At 58.8% G+C, this 19,764-nt stretch carries 14 protein-coding genes; all 14 read left to right on the top strand.

Annotated features, from left to right (window positions below; genetic code table 11):
* Positions 1 to 5 precede the first annotated feature (5 nt).
* The 14 genes from QMX84_RS09370 (at position 6) to QMX84_RS09435 (ending at position 19,624) form a co-directional block, all read left to right on the top strand.
* Positions 6 to 776, top strand: coding sequence for a MetQ/NlpA family ABC transporter substrate-binding protein (locus QMX84_RS09370; protein ID WP_282363673.1), 771 nt, complete (start codon positions 6 to 8; stop codon positions 774 to 776).
* 77 nt (positions 777 to 853) lie between these two features.
* On the top strand, positions 854 to 985 hold the full coding sequence (locus QMX84_RS09375) for a hypothetical protein (RefSeq protein WP_256678844.1): 132 nt from the start codon (positions 854 to 856) through the stop codon (positions 983 to 985).
* Between the two features lie 288 nt (positions 986 to 1,273).
* Positions 1,274 to 2,329 (top strand): NADP(H)-dependent aldo-keto reductase, encoded by a 1,056-nt coding sequence (locus tag QMX84_RS09380; RefSeq protein WP_048388512.1) that lies wholly within the window; start codon positions 1,274 to 1,276, stop codon positions 2,327 to 2,329.
* Positions 2,330 to 2,340: 11 nt separating this feature from the next.
* Complete coding sequence (locus QMX84_RS09385) at positions 2,341 to 3,735, top strand: LLM class flavin-dependent oxidoreductase (protein WP_282363674.1); 1,395 nt, start codon at positions 2,341 to 2,343, stop codon at positions 3,733 to 3,735.
* Positions 3,736 to 4,064: 329 nt separating this feature from the next.
* Positions 4,065 to 5,717, top strand: a complete 1,653-nt coding sequence (locus QMX84_RS09390; protein WP_282363675.1) for an ABC transporter substrate-binding protein — start codon at positions 4,065 to 4,067, stop codon at positions 5,715 to 5,717.
* A 13-nt stretch (positions 5,718 to 5,730) separates the two neighbouring features.
* Complete coding sequence (locus tag QMX84_RS09395; RefSeq protein WP_048368923.1) at positions 5,731 to 6,711, top strand: ABC transporter permease; 981 nt, start codon at positions 5,731 to 5,733, stop codon at positions 6,709 to 6,711.
* Entirely contained in the window at positions 6,708 to 7,571 is an 864-nt protein-coding gene (locus QMX84_RS09400; protein WP_282363676.1) for an ABC transporter permease, read from the top strand. Before QMX84_RS09395 ends, QMX84_RS09400 begins: the two co-directional genes overlap by 4 nt.
* Positions 7,568 to 9,280, top strand: a complete 1,713-nt coding sequence (locus QMX84_RS09405) for an ABC transporter ATP-binding protein (protein WP_262124568.1) — start codon at positions 7,568 to 7,570, stop codon at positions 9,278 to 9,280. Before QMX84_RS09400 ends, QMX84_RS09405 begins: the two co-directional genes overlap by 4 nt.
* Positions 9,281 to 9,304: 24 nt before the next feature.
* Positions 9,305 to 10,513, top strand: a complete 1,209-nt coding sequence (locus QMX84_RS09410; RefSeq protein ID WP_282363677.1) for an acyl-CoA dehydrogenase family protein — start codon at positions 9,305 to 9,307, stop codon at positions 10,511 to 10,513.
* 480 nt (positions 10,514 to 10,993) lie between these two features.
* Positions 10,994 to 13,027 carry a type VI secretion system tip protein VgrG gene (locus QMX84_RS09415; RefSeq protein ID WP_282363678.1) on the top strand — a complete coding sequence of 678 codons (2,034 nt, stop codon included), beginning with the start codon at positions 10,994 to 10,996 and terminating at the stop codon, positions 13,025 to 13,027.
* The gene (locus QMX84_RS09420) at positions 13,017 to 13,760 is read left to right on the top strand and encodes a DUF4123 domain-containing protein (RefSeq protein WP_282363679.1); all 744 of its coding nucleotides are present in this window, start codon (positions 13,017 to 13,019) and stop codon (positions 13,758 to 13,760) included. The genes QMX84_RS09415 and QMX84_RS09420 overlap by 11 nt, the downstream gene beginning before the upstream one ends.
* Positions 13,761 to 13,762: 2 nt before the next feature.
* Entirely contained in the window at positions 13,763 to 18,568 is a 4,806-nt protein-coding gene (locus QMX84_RS09425) for an RHS repeat-associated core domain-containing protein (protein WP_282363680.1), read from the top strand.
* Positions 18,565 to 18,882 carry a hypothetical protein gene (locus QMX84_RS09430; RefSeq protein WP_282363681.1) on the top strand — a complete coding sequence of 106 codons (318 nt, stop codon included), beginning with the start codon at positions 18,565 to 18,567 and terminating at the stop codon, positions 18,880 to 18,882. Before QMX84_RS09425 ends, QMX84_RS09430 begins: the two co-directional genes overlap by 4 nt.
* 355 nt (positions 18,883 to 19,237) lie before the next feature.
* Positions 19,238 to 19,624 (top strand): hypothetical protein, encoded by a 387-nt coding sequence (locus tag QMX84_RS09435; protein ID WP_282363682.1) that lies wholly within the window; start codon positions 19,238 to 19,240, stop codon positions 19,622 to 19,624.
* The last annotated feature ends 140 nt before the right edge of the window (positions 19,625 to 19,764 follow it).

A 19,764-nucleotide genomic window follows, 5' to 3' on the forward strand; every position in this document is an offset into this window, starting at 1 on the left:
GTGCAATGAAAAAGCTTCTTGCTCTGGTGGCCGTGATGGCTGCCTTTAGCGCTCAGGCCAATGAAACGTTGGTGGTCGGTGCCACGCCGGTGCCCCATGCCGAAATTCTTGAGTTTGTTAAGCCTGAGTTGGCCAAGGAGGGCGTTGATCTGCAGATCAAAGTGTTCAACGACTTTATCCAGCCCAACCAACAACTCGCGCTTAAAAACATCGACGCCAACTACTACCAATACCGGCCGTTTCTGGATGAGTACAACAAGGAACGCCACACGGATCTGGTCCCGGTAGTGGGCGTGCATATCGAGCCGTTTGGCGCGTACTCGACCAAAATCAAAAACATCGCCGAGCTGAAGGACGGCGCTTCAGTGGCCATCCCCAATGACCCGGTCAACGCCGGTCGTGCTCTGGTGCTTTTGGAAGAGGCCAAGCTGATCACGCTTAAAAACCCTGGCGACCCGCAGTCGACCACCCGTGACATTGTGACCAACCCCAAGCACCTGAAAATCCGTGAGCTGGAAGGCGCCATGCTGGCCCGTTCTGTGAGCCAGGTGGACCTGGCCTTTGTGTTTGCCAACTACGCGCTGGAAGCGGGTATCGACACCAACAGCGCGTTGATTGTCGAGAAGGGCAAAGACTTGTACGTCGAGTACCTGGTGGCACGCCCGGACAACATCAATGACCCGCGTATTCAGAAGCTGGCCAAAGCTTTGCACTCTGATGCCGTGCGTCAATTTATCCTGACCCGTTACAAAGGCCAGATCGTGCCAGGCTTTTAGATCGGCATTAAACATCTGTGTTCTCTTATGTCAGCTAGGCTATTGAAGATGAATAACCAGCTGACCCAGGAGAACGTATGACATTGCGATGGATGCTGTTGAGCCTTGTTGTTCTATGTGCGGGCTGCCAATACTTCAGTTATCAGCAAGGCTGCACCGACAATCCCAATCAGCGCGGCTGCCAGGGCGGCACAGTAGAGTCGCCATAAATACTGGGCTGCCGCATCCCCCAATCGGCTCCCTCTCCTACGAGAGAGGGCTGGGGTGAGGGGGTTCTTAGGTCAAGATCAAACGTCGTGAAGCAAACAAATCAACATGTTGGTTGCCCAACACTTCATGAGCACATTGCACACGGTCCAACAACACGTTGCCTGACCCGTAGGGCTAATATGCTGTTATGCCTGAGGTTGGGGTCCGTGGCATGTTAGGTGCATAGGTTCCTGGTAGTCATAAACACTCAAGGTGTTTGTATTGATTGCCAGCTAAAAGGACCTCTCATGCACTACCGTCAACTGGGTAACAGCGGCATTAACGTCAGCGTTCTGGGCCTGGGCACCATGACCTGGGGCCACCAAAACACCGAAAGCGACGCTCATCAGCAAATCGAACTGGCGTTGGCTGAAGGCGTCAACCTGATCGACACCGCCGAGATGTACCCCACGCCCACCCGCGGCGACACCTGGCGTACCACCGAACGCTATATCGGCAACTGGCTGGGCGCCAACAGCGCGCGCCGCGCCGACATCGTGCTGGCCAGCAAAATTGCCGGCCCGGCCCGCGAGCCCGGTGGCCAATTGCATATTCGCGATGGCCTGACCCGGCATGACCGGCGCAACATCGTCGAAGCCCTGGACGGTAGCCTCAAGCGCCTGCAAACCGACTACCTCGATCTCTATCAACTGCACTGGCCCGACCGCCCGACCAACTTTTTTGGCCTGCGTGAATACCCGTACGCCGAAGACACGCAAAGCGTGGCCATCGAAGAAACCCTCTCGGTGCTGGCCGATCAGGTCAAGGCGGGCAAGATCCGCCACATCGGCGTGTCCAACGAAACGGCGTGGGGCGTGGCCGAGTTCCTCAAGCAGAGCGAGCGCCTGGGCCTGCCGAACATTGTCAGCATCCAAAACCCCTACAGCTTGCTGAACCGCCTGTACGAGGGCGGCCTGGCCGAGTTCACCCATCGCGAAGGCGTTGGCCTGCTGGCGTATTCGCCGCTGGCGTTTGGCACCTTGACCGGCAAGTACCTGGGAGGCGCCCGCCCTGAGGGCTCGCGTCTGACCTCGGTGTACCGCACGTTCAATCGCTACGACAGCCCGCTGGCCCAAGAAGCCATCGCAGGCTACGTGGACATCGCCCGCGAGCACGACTTGACCCCGGCGCAATTGGCGCTGGCTTATGTCATCAACAAACCCTTTGTGGCCAGCGCGCTGACCGGGCAAACCAGCCTCGTGCAATTGCGCGACAACCTCAGCGCAATCAATGTAAGCCTCAGCCCGGAGATTCTGGCGCGCATCGAGGCCGTCCATCAGCGTGTCCCCAACCCTGCGCCATAGGAGTACGGGCGATGCCCAAGCAACTGCACGTCAATCTGTTTGAAATGAACTGCGTGAGCCATATCGTTCACGGCCTGTGGGTGCATCCCGAGAACAACCGTCACCGCTTCAATGATCTGGATTACTGGACCGAGCTGGCGCAACTGCTGGAATACGGCACCTTTGACGGGGTGTTTCTGGCCGACGTGATCGGCACCTATGACCGTTTTCGCAATGGCCCGGAAACCGCCCTGCGCGAGGCTATGCAAATCCCCAGCAACGACCCGTTGATGGTGATTCCGGCCATGGCCGCCGTGACCAAAAACCTCGGCTTTGGCGCGACGTTTTCGACCACGTACGAGCCGCCGTTTGCTTTTGCCCGGCGCATGAGCACCCTGGATCACCTGACCAAGGGCCGGGTGGGCTGGAACATCGTGACCTCGTACCTGCCCAATGCGGCGCGCAACTTCGGGCATGACACCGAGGTCGTGCATGACCACCGCTATGAAATCGCCGATGAATACCTGGATGTGCTCTACAAGCTGTGGGAAGGCTCGTGGGACGATGACGCGGTGATTATCGACCGTGAACAACGGGTCTACACCGACCCGCACAAGGTCCGTTACATCAACCACGTGGGTGAGCACTTCAGCGTGGCTGGGCCGCACCTGTGCCAGCCGTCGCGCCAGCGCACGCCCGTGTTGTTCCAGGCAACCGGCTCGCCAGCCGGTATCGAATTTGCCGGGCGGCATGCCGAAGTGGTGTTTACCGGTGGCCTCGACACTCCGGCCGTGCGCGCGAATATCCAGGCCATGCGCAACAAGGCCATCGCCCATGAGCGTGACCCGGCGGGGCTGAAATTTATCGTCATGGCCGGGGTGATCGTGGGCCGGACTGACGAAGAAGTCAGCCGCAAGCTCGACAGCTATCGCAAGCTGATGAGCGTCGAAGCGTCGCTGGCCCATCACCAGTCAGCCATTGACCTGACCGCTTACCCCAGCGATGCGCTGATCAGTGATTTGATCGAGCTTAAAGTCGACGGCTGGGAAAGCCTGCAGCGCTACAAGCCCGAGTGGACCATCGGCACCGTGTTGTCGCAGTTCTCCGGCTTTAACCGCGAGCGTTTCTTTGTGGCGGGTACGCCGACCGTGGTGGCGGATGAAATCGAGAAGTGGCTGGATGTCGACGGCATCGACGGGATCAATTTGCGCCAGTACCTGTCGTTTGAAACGGCCCGGGATTTTATTGAACTGGTGATCCCGGAACTGCGCCGTCGTGGTCGTTTCCGTGAGCGCTACAACGAAGGCGAAACCCTGCGCGAACGCCTGTTTGGTTCGGGGCAGGCGCGTTTGCCCGCTGATCATTTCGGCGCCCGTTATCGCGACCCGGCGCTGTTGCAACAACCGGCCACGCCATTACGTTTCTGAGCACATCACTTGTAGGTGGGCGCGCGCCGTATACGACGTCGCCCTGTCGCGAAGCAAGCAGGCCGCCGATAATCGATAGCATCCCCCAATCGGTTCCCTCTCCTTCGGGAGAGGGCTAGGGTGAGGGGGCTCTTAGATCAAGATCAAAAGATCGCGAGGCAAGCTCGCTCCTACAGTGGGTTTTTGCCAAGTGTTGGCTCACCAACAGTCGCTGCACAGACTGTTGCTTTTGACTCCTTCCTGACGCCTATATGCGCCTGTTTGCTGGGCGAAAAACCCGGCATGGCTTGTGCAATAGCCTAAGTCCCGGACTTAAGGCAGCAGGCCCCATGCGCAATATTTCCCCCTTTATTCGAAACTTTCCGTTGCTCGGCATCGCAACCCTGTGCTCGGTACTGGTCGGCTGCGGGCAGGAAACCTCAACCGTTGCGCGCAGCGACAAACCGGTCAGCGGCGGGACGTTGATTTATGCCACCGACCGCGAGCCCACGTGCCTCGACCCGCATGTGGCGGGTGACATGCCGCAGGTGTTTATCGGCCAGCAGTACCTCGACTCGCTGGTGTCGATGGATGACCAAGGCCAGATCGGGCCCTGGCTGGCGAAAAGTTGGGAGGTCTCGACCGATGGCCTGACGTACACCTTCCATTTGCGCGATGACGTGCATTTCACCGACGGCACGCCGTTCAACGCGGCTGCGGTCAAGGCCAACCTCGATCACATGGCCAACCCGAAAACCCAATCGAGTACGGCGGGCGGTTATATCCGCCAATACCGCAGCACCGATGTACTCGATGACCATACGGCGGTGGTGCACTTGGCCACCCCGTACGCGGCGTTTCTGGAAGTCTTGGCCCAGGGGTTTCTGGGCATAGAGTCGCCCACCGCGCTGCTTCGCTCGCGCGATGAAAACTGCGAAAGCCCGGTGGGCAGCGGCCCGTTCAAGATCGTCCGCTGGGACCGGCAAAGCCAGGTCGAACTGGTGCGCAACCCGGATTACAACTGGGCGCCACCCACTGCCAAGCATCAAGGCCCGGCGTGGCTGGAGCGCATCGTCTGGAAGTTCATTCAGGAGCCGTCGGTGCGCTTCGCCTCGCTGCAAGCCGGAGAGGTCGATGTGATCGAGACGCTGCCGCCCGAATCCCATGAGGCCGCCCGACGCAACCCGGACCTTACGGTATTGGTGGCCTTGCGGCCGGGCAACCCCACCAACGGCACGCTGAATATCACCCGTGCGCCGTTTAATGACCTCAAGGTGCGCGAAGCTTTTGTGCGCAGTTCGGATGTCGAGGGCGCGCTCAAAAGTGTGTATTTCAGCGAGTTCCCCCGTGCCGGTGGCCCGCTGAGTTCGGCGACCCGCTTTTACAGCCCGGACTTCGAACACGCCCAGGACTACGACCCGGCGCGCGCGGCGCAATTGCTTGATGAGGCCGGCTGGACCGGACGTGACAGCGAAGGCTATCGCACTCGTGACGGCAAGCGCTTGCAGGTGCATGTGGTGATGGGCAACCGCACGCCGCCCTCGGAGTACACCTTGTGGGAGCAGGTGCAAGCGACCACTCGGGCGGTCGGGTTTCAACTGATCATCGACCAGATGAGTGATGTGCAGGCCACTCAGCGCCAGGCGGACTGGGACTACGACATTCGTATTGGTTACTGGAACACCAACACCCCCGACGTGCTGCGGATTATTTTTGGCTCGGAGTTTATTCGCCCGGCGGGTGTCGGCGGCTATCACCAGAACACCGCCGGCTTCAGCGATGCGGCGTTTGACGGGCTGATCCAGCAAGCCTTGACCACGCAAGATCCTGAGCAGCGCAAGGCGCTGTATTACAAGGCGCAGCAGATTGCCTCCAGCCAATACCTGCAACTGACCACGTACCCGCAAAGCTCACGCCTGGGCATCTACAAGACCACCCAGGGCGTGCGCCTGGAGCCGTCTTTGGCGGTGACGTATTTGTATGACGCCTGGGTCAATAAATGAAAAGGGTGAACCAATGAGCCGAATCGAGACTGTAAATCCGCAGCGCGAGCGCTGGCTGCAGGTGGGGCGACGCGCCGTCTGGCGTGTGGCGGGCGGGCTGCTGGTGCTGTGGGCGGTGGCGACCCTGACCTTCTTTGCCCTGCGGCTGATGCCGGGCGACCCGGTGCTGGCCATCCTCGGCGGCCCGAGTGGCAACCCGTCGCCCGAGACCATTGCCGAAGCCACCCGCGAGTACGGGCTGGACAAGCCCTTGGCGGTGCAATACGCGCTGTACCTGGGGCGTCTGGTCCAGGGCGATCTGGGGGTGTCTTACTCGCAGCACTTGCCGGTGACCCGCGTGCTGGCCGAGCAATCGTGGGCGACCCTGCAACTGACGTTTACCTCATTGGTCCTGGCCTGGCTGCTGGTGCTGTTGCTCACCGTGTTGACCGCCGGGCGCCAGCGTTGGGTGGCCAAGGTGGCTTCGTTTGCCGAAACCGTCTCGGCCGCCGTGCCGCATTTTTGGCTAGGCCTGGTGCTGCTGGCGGTGTTTGCCTTCGGGCTGCGCTGGTTCCCGCCTGCCGGCAGCGATGGCTGGCGAACCCTGGTGTTGCCGTCTGTGGCGCTGGCGGTGCCGCTGGCCGGGTTTATTGCGCAGGTCACCCGAGAATCACTGGAGCTGACCCTGGAGCAACCTTTTGTGCTGACCGCGCGGACCCGTGGTTTGAGCGAAACCGCCGTGCGCTTCAAGCATGCGCTGCGCCATGCGGTGTTGCCCGGCATTTCGTTGTCGGGCTGGGCCATCGGCGCCTTGATCAGTGGCGCGGTGGTGGTTGAAGTGATCTTTTCGCGCAAGGGGCTGGGGCGTCAGTTGTATCAGGCGGTGCAGGCGCAGGACTTGCCGCTGACCATCGGTATCAGCTTGACCGTTGCGGCGGTGTATGTGCTGGCCAACATTCTGGTCGACCTGCTGCACCTGTGGGTCGACCCTCGTCAACAGGGGAAAACAGCATGAGCACACTGACTCTCGAAACGCAGTTGCCGGGTGTGCGGGTGCAACGCAGGTCACGCCAGGTGCCGCTGGGGCCTTTGCTGGCGCTGATTTTTCTGGCGTTTTTGATCGTTGCCGCGCTGTTGCCGCAACTCTTCACCCATGCCGACCCGCTGGCGATTGTGCCGCACTATGCGTTTCATCCGCCGGGGTGGGCGCATTGGTTTGGTACGGATCAGTCCGGCCGGGATATTTTCTCGCGGGTGATTTACGGCACCCGCCAGTCGCTGCTGATTGGTCTGGCGGCTACCGTGCTGGCCATGAGCATTGCGATTGCCCTGGGGTTGCTCGGCGGGCTTGGCGGTGCACGACTTGACCGTGGGGTTGGCTGGCTGCTGGAAATACTGTTCGCGTTCCCGAGCCTGGTGTTGGCGCTGCTGTTTGTGGCGGTGTTTGGCAGCGGCATCGGGCCGTTGATTGTTGCCACCGGACTGGGCGCAGCGCCGGGCTATGCACGGATGGTGCGCGGTCAGGTGCTGGCGGTGCGCAATGCCGGTTACATCGAAGCGGCGGTTGCTTTGGGTCACCCCACGCGGCGGATCATCCTGCGCCAGCTATTACCCAATGCCATGCGCCCGCTGATCGTGACTCTAACCATGGGGATTGGTCAGGCGATTGTCTGGGCCTCGGCCCTGAGCTTTCTGGGGCTGGGCGCCAAGCCGCCCGCGCCGGAGTGGGGGACCATGCTGTCCATGGGCCGCGACTTTGTCGCCAACGCCTGGTGGCTGACCTTCTTTCCGGGGGTGTTCATCGTCCTCACCACGCTGTCGACCACGGTCGCGGGCCGTTATCTGCAACAACGTCTGGAGGGGCGCCTGTCATGAGCGATAAACACTTGATCGTTGAGGGCCTGTCCATTGAGTTTGGCGGCCAGACCGTGGTGCGCGATGTGTCGTTTACCCTGGCGCCGGGCAAGACCCTGGCGCTGGTGGGCGAGTCGGGCTCTGGCAAAAGCGTGACGGCGCGTAGCCTGATTGGTCTGGCCGGTGCCGGGGCGCGGGTGACGGCGCGCACTTTGAGTTATGGCGGGCAGGATTTGCTCGGGTTGTCTGAGCGTGGCTGGCGCGGTTTACGCGGCAAAGGCATTGGCTTTGTGCTGCAAGATGCGCTGGTCTCGCTTGACCCGCTGCGCCCGGTGGGCAAAGAGATTCTGGAAGTGCTCACGACCCACCAATGGGGTGACCGGCGCAGCCGCGCTGAGCGGGTTATCGAATTGCTGGATAAAGTTGGCGTGCCCGAGCCCGAATTGCGTGCCCGCCAGCGGCCCGATCAATTGTCCGGTGGCCTGCGCCAGCGTGCGCTGATCGCCAGTGCATTGGCGCTGAGCCCAGGGCTGGTCATCGCCGATGAACCGACCACCGCGCTGGACGCCACGGTGCAGGCGCAAATTCTGCAAGTGCTGCAAGAGATCAAGGCTCGCGGTGATTCGTTGCTGATCATCAGCCATGACTTGGCGGTGGTGGCGCAATTGGCAGATGAGGTGCTGGTGCTGCGCCACGGCGTGGTGGTCGAGCAGGGCCCAATGCAGCAGGTTTTGCGCACCCCGAGCCACCCCTACACCCAGGCGTTGCTGGACGCGGTGCCGGCTGAACATGCGCGGGGCACGCGGCTGTCGTCGCACAACAGCGGGCAGCTTGTGCAACCTCGGCCGGGCGCTGACTCGCCGGTGCTGCTCAAGGCCAGCGGTTTGGGTAAACGCTATATCGGCCCCGATCAGCAATCTCGCCAAGTGGTCGATGACGTCAGCTTTGAACTGCGCGCCGGGCGCACGCTGGGCATCGTCGGCGAGTCCGGTTCGGGCAAAACCACCGTGGCGCGCATTGTGCTGGGGTTGCTGGAGCCGGATGCGGGTCAGGTGCAGTTTCTGGGGCACGCCTGGGCGGGGGCGGGCGCAGATCGGGTGGCGGAAAAAGACCGGCGTGTGCATCGACGTGACATCAGCGTGATTTATCAAGACCCGCTGAGTTCGTTCGACCCGCGCTGGAACATCGGCCAGATCCTCGCCGACGCGCTGGATGTGGCCGGTGTAGCAGCTTCGCAGCAGCCCGCACGGATCCGCGAGTTGCTCGAGCAAGTGCGCTTGCCGGCCGAGCTGGCGAGCCGCCGTCCCTTGCAACTGTCGGGCGGCCAGCGGCAACGGGTGGCCATCGCCCGGGCCATTGCCAGCAACCCTAAAGTGATCATTTGTGACGAACCGGTCTCGGCCCTCGATGTCTCGGTGCAGGCGCAAGTGCTGGACCTGCTGGCCGACCTGCAAGCCTCATTGGGGCTGGCCTACCTGTTTATTTCCCATGACCTGGGCGTGATCCGCCATGTCAGTGACGAAGTGCTGGTGATGCGTCGCGGCCAAGTGGTTGAAAGCGCCCCGGTCGAAGACCTTTTTGAACATCCAAAACACGCTTACACCCAACGCCTCTTGGGCGCAGTGCCGCGTTTACCGGGCGCCGACAGTGAGCTGGTGGTGCCACCGCTGGAAGCGGAAAGCACGGCGTTGCGATTTGACGAATCGCAACTGTGGAAGATCGCTATTTAAGCTTGAACACCTTAAGGAATTGTCATGACTACGTTGTCTCTTGTAACTGAACAGGCTATTGCCACGATCGACACACTGAATGTCCGGGCTGATGAAATATTGCCCACCATTGCAGCGGGGGCCGCACAACGCGAGCGTGATCGCCTGCTGCCGTTTGATGCGGTGGCGCAGATTGCCAAGGCCGGTTTTTTCACCACGCGCATCCCCGTGCGTTATGGCGGCAGCGGTGGTTCGGTCAAGGATGTGATCCGTTTATTGATCCGCATTGCCGCCGCCGATTCCAACGTCGCCCAGGCGTTGCGCCCGGGGTTCGGCTTTGTCGAAGGCTTGCTGGCGTCCTCCAGCGAACAGGCCGAAACCGAGCGCGAGCGCTGGTTTGCCCGCTACCTGGACGGCATCGTGGTGGGCAATGCCGGCTGGGAAGTGGGCGGCGCCAACGGCTCGATCAGCGCGCGGATTGTGCGTGACGGCGAGCACTACCGGGCCACCGGTAGCAAGTATTACAGCACCGGCTCGCTGTACGCCGACTGGGTCAGCGCGGTGGCGTTGGACGAAGAGGATCAACCGGTTTCGTTTATCCTGCCGCGCAACCGCAAGGGCCTGGAGTTGCTCGACGATTTTGACGCGATGGGCCAGCGCCTGACCGCCAGTGGCACCACGCGCCTGAATAACGTGCAAGTGCTGGCTGACGAAATTCGTACACGGACGGTGGAAGAGGGCAAGCGCACAATTGTCACGCCGTTTTTGCAATTGTTCCTCGCCGCGGTTCAGGCGGGCATTGCACGCAACGCCTTGAACGACGCCATTGTGTTTGCCAACGAGCACGCCCGGCCCATCAAACACAGCAGCGCCAGCCGCTCGGTGGACGACCCTTATGTTGAATTGAGCGTCGGTGACATCTCGGCCCGGGCCTTCACCGCCGAAGCAGTGGTGTTGCACGCGGCAGAATCCATTGACCGGGCATGGGCGGGCGACCTCGATCCGCACTTGGTCGACCAGGCCGCTGTCGATGTGGCACAGGCGCAATATATTGCTGCCGAGTCGGCGCTCAAGGCCGCCGAGCTGGTGTTCGACGTGGGCGGCGCCTCAACCACAGGGCGCGGGCACAACCTGGACCGTCACTGGCGCAATGCGCGCACGGTGGCCAACCACAACCCACGCCACTGGAAAGCCTCCGCCGTTGGCTCCTGGCAACTGAAAGGCACGCCGCCACCGACCTCCGGATTGTTTTAATACACGCTGTAGCCGTTGCCTCGCGGGTCGAAAAGATCGCGAGGCAAGCTCACTCTTACCAAACACAAAACAAGTGATTGACACTAAAGGCCCTGTAGGAGCGAGCTTGCTCGCGATCTTTTGATCTTGATCTGGCTTGTGATCTTGATCCAAGAGGCCCGGCGTAAGGCCGGAACCCTAAGTGGTCGTTGCCGCAGCAATGGATATGTACTTAAGAATACCGAGGTGGATGGTTTCACGGCTGCACGCAGCCGATCGCAGCCTTCGTACCTCGTCAGCGACTACAGTGGCCTGTCTGCTGCGCGACTGGGCGGCCCCTCCTACACTTAGCATTCAGCCTTCCTACTCGATATTCGCCTAAAGCTGAGACAGTCATAGACCCAGCCTACATCCAGCCCCAATGCCGTGATTGCACACTTGCGCACCGATAAACCCTGACGTTTTGTTACATCAGGGCGACCGCAGCGCAAGGAGTCGCGGATGTCACGCTCGCAGCCTCAGTTTCGTTTCAGCCTGACCATTGACGGCTTTGCTGATGACCTTCAAGTCTTGTCATTCAAAGGTGATGAGGCCATCAGCACGCCTTATGCCTTCGAGCTGATACTGGTCAGCCCGCGGGCCGATCTGGATCTGGTGGCACTGCTGCATGCCTCGGCCTTTTTGGCGTATGCCGACGGCGGAGGCGGCGTTCACGGGCTCATCTATGCCATTGCCCAAGGCCAGACCCGCCAGCGCCTGACGGTTTACACCCTGACCCTGGTGCCGCAACTGGCCTACCTCGAGCATCGCACCAACCAGCGCATGTTCCAGCAACTGACAGTCGAGCAGATCATTGCCCGGCTCCTTGAGGAGCACGGCATTTTCAGCAATGCCTACGCTTTCAACCTGCACGGGACCTACCCGGTTCGCGACTACTGCGTGCAATACCACGAAACGGATCTGCACTTCATTCAGCGCCTGTGCGAAGAAGAGGGCATTCACTACCACTTCCGTCACTCTGCCCAAGGCCATCAATTGGTCTTCGGTGATGGCCAGAACGCCTTCGCCAAACTTGATCACCCCGTGCCATATCAGGGCGAAAGCGGCCTGGTGGCCGATACCCCGGTGGTCAGCTATTTCGAGGTGGGCATCAACACCCGTTCCACCCGCAGTAGCTTGCGTGATTACACCTTCGAAACCGCCAGTCGCGATATCCAGGCGAGCTACGGCCCCGACACCCACCGCGTCGAGCGAGATCTTGAAGATTACCGCTACCCCGGCCACTTCAGTCTCGAACAGCGCGGCCAGTTGCTGAGCCAGCGGGCCCTTGAGCGCCAACGCGCCGACCGCTGTCTGGCCAATGGCGAAAGTGACGACTGCGGTTTTATCAGTGGCCATTTCATTACCCTGAGCGAGCACCCCCACGGCGACTGGAACGCGATGTGGTTGCTGACTGAAATCCATCATCAGGGCCGACAGCCGCAAGTGCTCGAAGAGACCGGGACTGATCTGGACGACAAGCCCACTGACGGGTTTACCCAGGGCTATCGCAACGACTTCGCGGCGACACCGTGGGACGTGTTCTACCGCCCGCCACTCAAACATCTCAAGCCTCAGGTGCTGGGCCTGCAGACCGCCCGGGTCACCGGCCCCGTCAACGACGAGGTACATTGCGATCAATACGGTCGGGTGAAGGTGCAGTTTCATTGGGACCGTGAAGGCCAAAACAACGACGCCAGCAGTTGCTGGCTGCGGGTGGCTTCTAGCTGGGCCGGTGACAGTCATGGCGCAGTAACCGTGCCACGGGTCGGCATGGAAGTACTGGTGGCGTTTCTGGAGGGTGATCCGGACCAGCCGGTGATTTCTGGTTGTCTGGTCAATAGCCTCAACCCGCCTCCCTATCCGTTGCCCGCTTACAAAACCCGCAGTGTACTGCGCAGCCGTAGCACCCCGAGCGGCACGGGCTACAACGAACTGCACATTGAAGACCGACTGGGCCAGGAACTGATCTACCTGCATGCCCAGCGCGACCTTGAACAACACATCAAAAATGACTCGCTGCTGCAAATCGATGGCCAGCGCGCAGAAACCATCACCGGCAACAGTATTTCGGTGCTCAAAGGTGATGATCAGCGCACGGTCAGCGGTGATCGCAAAGCCCAGCTCAATGCCAACGACTTTCGCCAAATTGCCGCCAGCAGCCACACCCTGGTGGGGGTGGCGCTGACGGTCGACGCGGGCATGGAAGTCACGATCAAGGCCGGTGCCTATGTGGTGTTGTCGGCAGGGGCGTGTATCTCGCTGACGGCGGGCGGCCAGCACCTGATCGTCAGCGCTGCCGGGATTTATGTCAGCTCACCGATCCTGCTCGGTGGCGTACCGGTGCCGGGCACACCCGCGTTGCCCGCCGTCACCTCTGCCGTTGCAGCACTGACCGCCGCCGTCTTGACCCCGACCCAAATCAACAGCCTCAAGCGCAACGCACCTTTCTGCGAAGAGTGCGAAAAATGCAAAGGAGGCGTTTGTGAACTCTGAGCCTTTAACCCCCCAGCAGTGGCTGGCAGATAACCCGCTGCGCCCCGGCGAAAGCCTGTACGCGGTGATCAGCTCCACCAGCGATGCCGATCCCCTAGCGGCCTACCGCCAACAAGGTGGAGTCGAGCCACCAGACAGGCTGTGGGCTGACACCGCCTATGCCGACTGGCTCCCGGTCATGCCTTATCTACTGAGGCTGACGCCTGACAGTGAGTTCATCCAGTGGGCCGCGCAAACCGATGCTGACGATTGGGGCTGGTTGGCCATCTCCACGGCCAGTCCGCAACGTATCACCGAACATTTGCGCAGTCTCACCCAGGTCCTGATGCCCTCTGGCGAAGCTGTTTTCTTTCGGTTCTGGGATGGTCGCCACTGGTTGCCCATCCTTCAGCATTTGGGCACAGCGACCCGTGATGTCTTGCCGGTCTTCGACCGCTATTGGATCAACGGCCAGCCGGTCACGGTGGGGCAGGGTGAGGTGCTTGCCGCTCAGGCATTTGCGTGGTGGCAAGTGCCCGATGACCTGCTCGACAGTCTTGCTGAACAAGACCTCAACACCGTAATCGACAACCTCATGCAGTGGCTCAAAGACACTCACGCGCCGTTGTATGCAGTGATCGGCGAAGCCCGGCTGCGACTGAAGGTTGAACACTTCGTACAGCGCTCAACCCCCTTACAACGTAAAGACAGCGGGCTCTTGTTGGCTCATGTGCAGCAAGAGGCTTGTGCGTAACCATGATCACGATTATCGGCAAAATGTTTCTGACTATTAGCGACACCCAGCCTGACGTAAAGCAGGTTTTGCAAGAGCTAGAAAACTGTATCGAAGACTATCGGGATCGGGCGGACTCCTGGTACGGCGGCATGATCGATGTCGAGCAAGTGTTTCGTGTCGGCGATGAAGTAGTGATCCATGACAAGGACGATCAGGCGCCGGCGGCCATGTTTGCCCAATGCCAGCGCGATTCTACCGTGACGTTGGTCCACGCCTTTGAAGCAGCGCGTTTTATACCCATAGGCAATACCCAAGTGCGCTTGGTGCCAGTGGGGGGGGGTGTCGAGATCAAAGCGTTGATTGATGCCACCGGTATCACACGTGTCGAGGGCTGCCTGCCCAATCAGCAATACCACGTCACCTTTTACCCGCAGATCACTTCTGAGCAGCTTGATGCGTTTTTTAACTCTTATCAGGAGGTGCTCAGTGATCTGAGCCAATGGCTCGGTACCCAGTGGGACACTGAATATCTGTCGCTCTGGCAAGCTCATCAGGAAGCCGATGCATTGGGACGTTCCTGGATCGAGATCAAGAGCCAGTGGAGCGGCCTTATCAAGTCATTGTTGGCCGTGTGGGATGACATCGTTGGTTTCTTGAAGCTGATCAGCCGCCCCCAGCAGAGCTACGAAAAGTTCAAGAAGTTCCTCAGCGAAGAGCAACTGAAGTTGCTCTTGGACGCCTCCAAAGAAACACTGGAAACCGCGCTGCTAATTGCCAGCGATGAGCCACTGATGTGGTCTTATTTCTCAGCCTTGATCGCCTGGCTCAAACTATTACCGCCCCAAGTTCGTAGCGAGATACAAGCGCGCCTAACCACTGACGTTCTGATCAATATCGTCCTCGGCATCATATTCAGTGGGGGGATTGGCCTGGCTGTACGGCTCTCTATCAAGGGGGCCAACACTGTGGTTGAAAGCGCAAAAGCGACTCGATTGCTGGAAGGTTTTGTCGACCTGCTGATGCGCACCAGCAAAGCGCGATCCACTCACCACGCCACAGTAGGCAAGCCGATTTTGCTGCAAAGCGAGGGCCGCCTGGATCCAGGATTGAAGGCAGATCTGGATATCAAACCGCAGAGTGGCCCAGCCCCCGCCCAAAGCATCCCTGATGCCACGGTTATAGCCCGAAGCAAACCCAAGGCGAGAACAACGCTGGAGGTGGTCGAGCACGTCGACGATGCCCCGTCGCAATCCCAAACCTCCAACGGCAAACCTGCCGAAACTGCCAAAGACACCCAAACCCACGGTTGCCCGGTTTCAATGGTCACCGGCGAAGAGCTGCTGACCTTGACTGATGGCGTGCTCGACGGTGCGCTGCCGCTTGAGTGGACTCGCCTGTATCGCACCAGCGCGGTCGAAGTAAACGGCGATTTGGGTTTTGGCTGGAGCCACACACTGTCGCACCGCCTGCAACGCGAAGGCGACGAACTGCTGTGGACTGATCAAGAGAACCGTCAGACCCGCTTTCCACAGCCCAGCGCACAACGCCCGGCCATCATCAACAGCTTGGCCAAGGCGGCGATTTACCTGGGCGACCATGATGGCGAGTTGATCCTCGCCCACGCCGGTAAAAGCAGCCGCTTCTATCACTTCAACGACTTGCGACTGACCGCCATCAGCGACGCCTACGGCAACCGGCTGAAAATTACCTACCAGCAAGGGCGACTGCACCGCATAGACAACGGTGCCGGCCGCGCCTTGCTGCTGCGCTACACCGACGCACGCCTCAGCGCTGTTGACTACCAGCAATACGATGACAGCCGTGAATTTGCCGAGCGCTCAAATGACCACTACGCCAAGTGCGGAATTCACCTTGAACGTTGGGCAACCCTCTACACGCAGGTCGCTTATCGCTACAACGCAGCGGGGCAACTGATTAGCGCCAGCAATGCGCTGGAAGAAACCGAGCACTACCGCTACGACGCCCAACACGTCATCCAGGAACGGCAACTGGCGGGTGGCGCGGCGTTTTACTGGCAGTGGCAACACGCGGGCAAGCAGGCGCGTTGCATCCGTCATTGGGCCAACTTCGGGCAGATGGACGCCACCTACGAATGGGACGACCAAGGCTCGGTCACGGTGAAAAACCGGGACGGCAGCCAGCAAGTGTATGTGCATGACGACAATGCGCGGCTAGTCAGCCAGATCGACCCGGACGGCGCAGAGCACCAAAAGGCCTACGATGACAAAGGCCGCCTGATCGCTGAAAAAGACCCGCTCGGCGCGGTCACCGAATACCAGTACAACGAGGCCGGGCAGCTTACGGCAGTGATCCCGCCCACTGACGAACCAACGTTCTACAGCTACTTCAACGGCCATGTGCGCAAAGTGCAGCGCGGTCTTGCCAGTTGGAAATATGAACGCAACAACCAGGGCGACATTACCTGCCAGACCGACCCGGACGGCAATCTAACCCACTACAAATACACTGCCAAAGGCCAACTCAGCGGCCTGTACTACCCGGACGGCAGCCAGCACACACTGACCTGGAACCCGCTTGGGCAACTGCTCGACGAAACCCTGCCAGACGGCACGCAACGGCGTTATCGCTACGATGCACAGGGTCGCACCATCACCCGGCAGGACGAGCGGGGCGCCATCACCCAGTATCAGTGGGACGCTGCCAACCGTCTCAGCCAAATCACCTTGCCCGGTGGCAAAACCCGAGCCTGGAGCTACAACGCCTACGGCAAAGTCACGGCCGAGCGCGATGAGCGCGGCCATATCACCCGCTATGAATACGCCGACAACCTGCACCTCATCAGCCGTCGCATCAACCCTGATGGCAGCCAGCTCAACTACCGCTACGACAACGCCCGCTTATTGTTGACCGGTATCGAAAACGAGCGCCACGAGCACTACCAGCTTGAGTACTACCCCAACGGTTTGATCCAGCAAGAAATCGGCTTTGACGGCCGTAAAACTGCTTATGCCTACGACCTCAAAGGTCAATTACTGGAAAAGACCGAATACCCGGACGCAGAACATCCTGACAGTGCTCCGCTGGTCACTACCTACGCGCGCGACCCTGCAGGGCGGCTGACAAGTAAAACCCTGCCTGATGGCAGCGAGGTCACCTACATCTACGACACCTTGGGTCGCTTGACTGCCGTCGACGACGGTGCCTGGCCACTGGCTTACGAATACGACCTGCAAGATCGCCTTGTCAGCGAGCATCAAGGCTGGGCGACCCTGCGTTATCAGTACGACGCACTCGGCCAACTCAGCGACTGCCGCCTGCCCGATGGCAACCGCCTGCACTACCACTATCAAAAAGGCGGCGCCCTCAAAGGCATCGACCTCAACGGCAAAACCCTCACCGGGCATCGCTACGAAGCGGGGCTGGAAACCGTCCGCCAACAAGGCTACGTGGTCAGCCACTACCAATACGACGAACAAGGCCGACTGCAAGACCACGCCGTCAGCCAACTGAATGCCCGTGGCGATATAGAGGGTCAGCCGCTGTACCGCCGTCACTACCGCTACGACGCCAACGGCAACCTCAGCCTGCTCAGTGACAGCCGTAAAGGGCAAAAAAGCTTTGCCTACGACCCCCTCGACCGCCTGACCGAAGTACGCGGCCAACTGAACGAACACTTCGTCCACGACCCGGCGGGCAACCTACTCGATCAAAGCATCGACGGCCAACGGCACAGCCGCTACGCCAACATCAAAGGCAACCGCCTGCTGATGCAAGGCGATAGCCATTTTGAGTACGACGCCTACGGCAACCTTCGCCAAGAGCGACGCGGCACAGGTCAACGCCTGACCCGCGACTACCGCTACGACAGTCAGCAGCGCCTGATCGGCATCACCCTGCCAGATGGCAGTCAGGTGACCTACCGCTACGACGCTTTCGGGCGGCGTATCAGCAAAGACCATGGTGGCACCACTACGCAATATCTCTGGCAGGGCGAACGCCTGATCGCCGAAAGCGCCCAACAAAAAGGCCTGCGTGGCATCAGCCACTACTGCAGCTACTTATACGAACCGGGCACCTTCAAACCGCTGGCCTTGCTCCAGGGTGAGGGCGCCACCGCACAGGCTTACCACTACCAACTCGACCACCTGGGCACGCCACAAGAACTCACCGACCACCGCGGCCAAATTGTCTGGTCGGCCCATTACCGGGCCTACGGCAACGTCCTCAAACTCGACAAGGCCGAAATCACCAACCCGCTGCGCTTTCAGGGCCAGTATTACGACGAAGAGAGCGGACTACACTACAACCGCCATCGCTACTACAATCCAAACACCGGCCGCTACCTCACCCCCGACCCGATCAAACTCGCGGGCGGGCTGAACAGCTACCAGTACGTGCCCAACCCGACAGGGTGGGTGGATCCGTTGGGGTTGAGTTCGTGTCCGGGGGAAGATAGATGCGGTATAACAGCTGGCACTCAAGATCCGGCACATGAAGCCAGTGGCAGTGAAAACTATCCAGAATTACCTCCCAGTATTGGATGGACTCCTCATGGATTTAAGCACAGCCCTCCAAAAAATAAGTCCTGGAGGGAGATTGTTACATCGACTAAAAAAGGACCTGCCAAATACAAACCCGGAATTGATATTGAAACTTTGGAGCGAGGAGTTTTTCAATATGGTAGCCCGACCACGAATGGAAGAACATGGAAGACTATGGCGTTTGAATATGATGTTGGTGCTAGTGAAGGTAAAGTTAGTCGATGGGTGAGGGTTGAATTAAGTGCGAAAACAATACATGGGCATCCAATTTCAGAGTTTGAATTTAAGAGGTTGAATAAATGATTGTGTGGGACTTTAAAGGGGGGAGGGTTTTATATGATGAGCTCTCAAGCGTAACTGAGGGTAGTGCAGCTTTGACTTGGGATTCATTGAAAGAGGATATGTTGCAGGTTGAATATCCTGAGAATATTTTGCTGGATGTGGGTTGGTATCCCTCTTTTGACCCGGAAGGAACTTTTCAAGTTCGTGTAGTAAAGGACTTCCAATGGGATGTTCCCGAGGCAATTTTTTTTGCTAAAACTATAGGTGATTTGGCTCTCGAAATTGCTAGGGCACAAGGATTTATTTGTGAGGGTCTAAAGTTTTATGGGCCATAGTGGTGTATCTGGTTATAGGGTTGGAATAAACTATTATATGGGTTCATTGTTGTCAGTATCTTTTTTGATCGTTTTCGATGTTGCATGAAAAAGTGTATATACCCCTCTGTAGGAGCGAGCTTGCTTCGCGATCTTTTAAACGATTTAAAGATCGTGAGGCAAGCGCGCTCCTACAGGGTTTTTTTGCCACCGTAAGGCTGTTTTAACTCGTAAAATGCAAAGCACGCTCATCTTTCTTGGGTTCTATTGCGGTGCGGTTATTGACGTTCAATTCCTCGAAGTTGATTAGCAGGGTGCTAGTGAAGTAACGGCGTACATGTGGCTGTTCTATTGAAAAATCCGCAAGGGAATAAAAGTGGATGATCGAGAAATTGCGGTGAAAATTGACGGCCTCTTAGTAACAGCAAAGCTGTCATATGACGTTGAGTCGTCCTGCATTGATTTGGCTGTAAATGGGGCTGTGTATTCTTGTTGTGCAGAAAACTTATTTTCGAGCTTTATAAAATTAAGAGCCATGCTGTCAAATATTGAGTTCTTTTGTAAGGGGGCGAAAGTCAATGTGCATCCTTCAAGAGCTTCTTCGCAAATGTCATCAGGGCTTTTGGCGTATGAGCTGACCCTTGGGAAGCAAGCTTTCAGGGAGAATTTGGTCAATATTTTTGACTATGATGCTGAGGGAGTTACTAACGATCCACTCGTTCAGCGCGAATTTTTTGAACGCTGGATTAAATCTTTAAGATGAAGTCGTCAGGTTTGGTTTGTTAATCAAAATAATGCTCTTTTAAACAGTTGTTCACCTAATGCTGCTTGAAAATACTCCACTCTGTAGGAGCGAGCTTGCCTCGCGATCTTTTGACTATTTAAAAGATCGCGAGGCAAGCT

The sequence above is a fragment of the Pseudomonas sp. PS01297 genome, assembly GCF_029959305.1.
GTDB classification, from domain to species: Bacteria; Pseudomonadota; Gammaproteobacteria; order Pseudomonadales; family Pseudomonadaceae; genus Aquipseudomonas; species Aquipseudomonas helleri.

Coding starts and splice junctions, on each gene's coding strand:
- QMX84_RS09370 (WP_282363673.1), top strand. CDS start 6: ATGAAAAAGCTTCTTGCTCTGGTGGCCGTGATGGCTGCCTTTAGCGCT.
- QMX84_RS09375 (WP_256678844.1), top strand. CDS start 854: ATGACATTGCGATGGATGCTGTTGAGCCTTGTTGTTCTATGTGCGGGC.
- QMX84_RS09380 (WP_048388512.1), top strand. CDS start 1,274: ATGCACTACCGTCAACTGGGTAACAGCGGCATTAACGTCAGCGTTCTG.
- QMX84_RS09385 (WP_282363674.1), top strand. CDS start 2,341: ATGCCCAAGCAACTGCACGTCAATCTGTTTGAAATGAACTGCGTGAGC.
- QMX84_RS09390 (WP_282363675.1), top strand. CDS start 4,065: ATGCGCAATATTTCCCCCTTTATTCGAAACTTTCCGTTGCTCGGCATC.
- QMX84_RS09395 (WP_048368923.1), top strand. CDS start 5,731: ATGAGCCGAATCGAGACTGTAAATCCGCAGCGCGAGCGCTGGCTGCAG.
- QMX84_RS09400 (WP_282363676.1), top strand. CDS start 6,708: ATGAGCACACTGACTCTCGAAACGCAGTTGCCGGGTGTGCGGGTGCAA.
- QMX84_RS09405 (WP_262124568.1), top strand. CDS start 7,568: ATGAGCGATAAACACTTGATCGTTGAGGGCCTGTCCATTGAGTTTGGC.
- QMX84_RS09410 (WP_282363677.1), top strand. CDS start 9,305: ATGACTACGTTGTCTCTTGTAACTGAACAGGCTATTGCCACGATCGAC.
- QMX84_RS09415 (WP_282363678.1), top strand. CDS start 10,994: ATGTCACGCTCGCAGCCTCAGTTTCGTTTCAGCCTGACCATTGACGGC.
- QMX84_RS09425 (WP_282363680.1), top strand. CDS start 13,763: ATGATCACGATTATCGGCAAAATGTTTCTGACTATTAGCGACACCCAG.
- QMX84_RS09430 (WP_282363681.1), top strand. CDS start 18,565: ATGATTGTGTGGGACTTTAAAGGGGGGAGGGTTTTATATGATGAGCTC.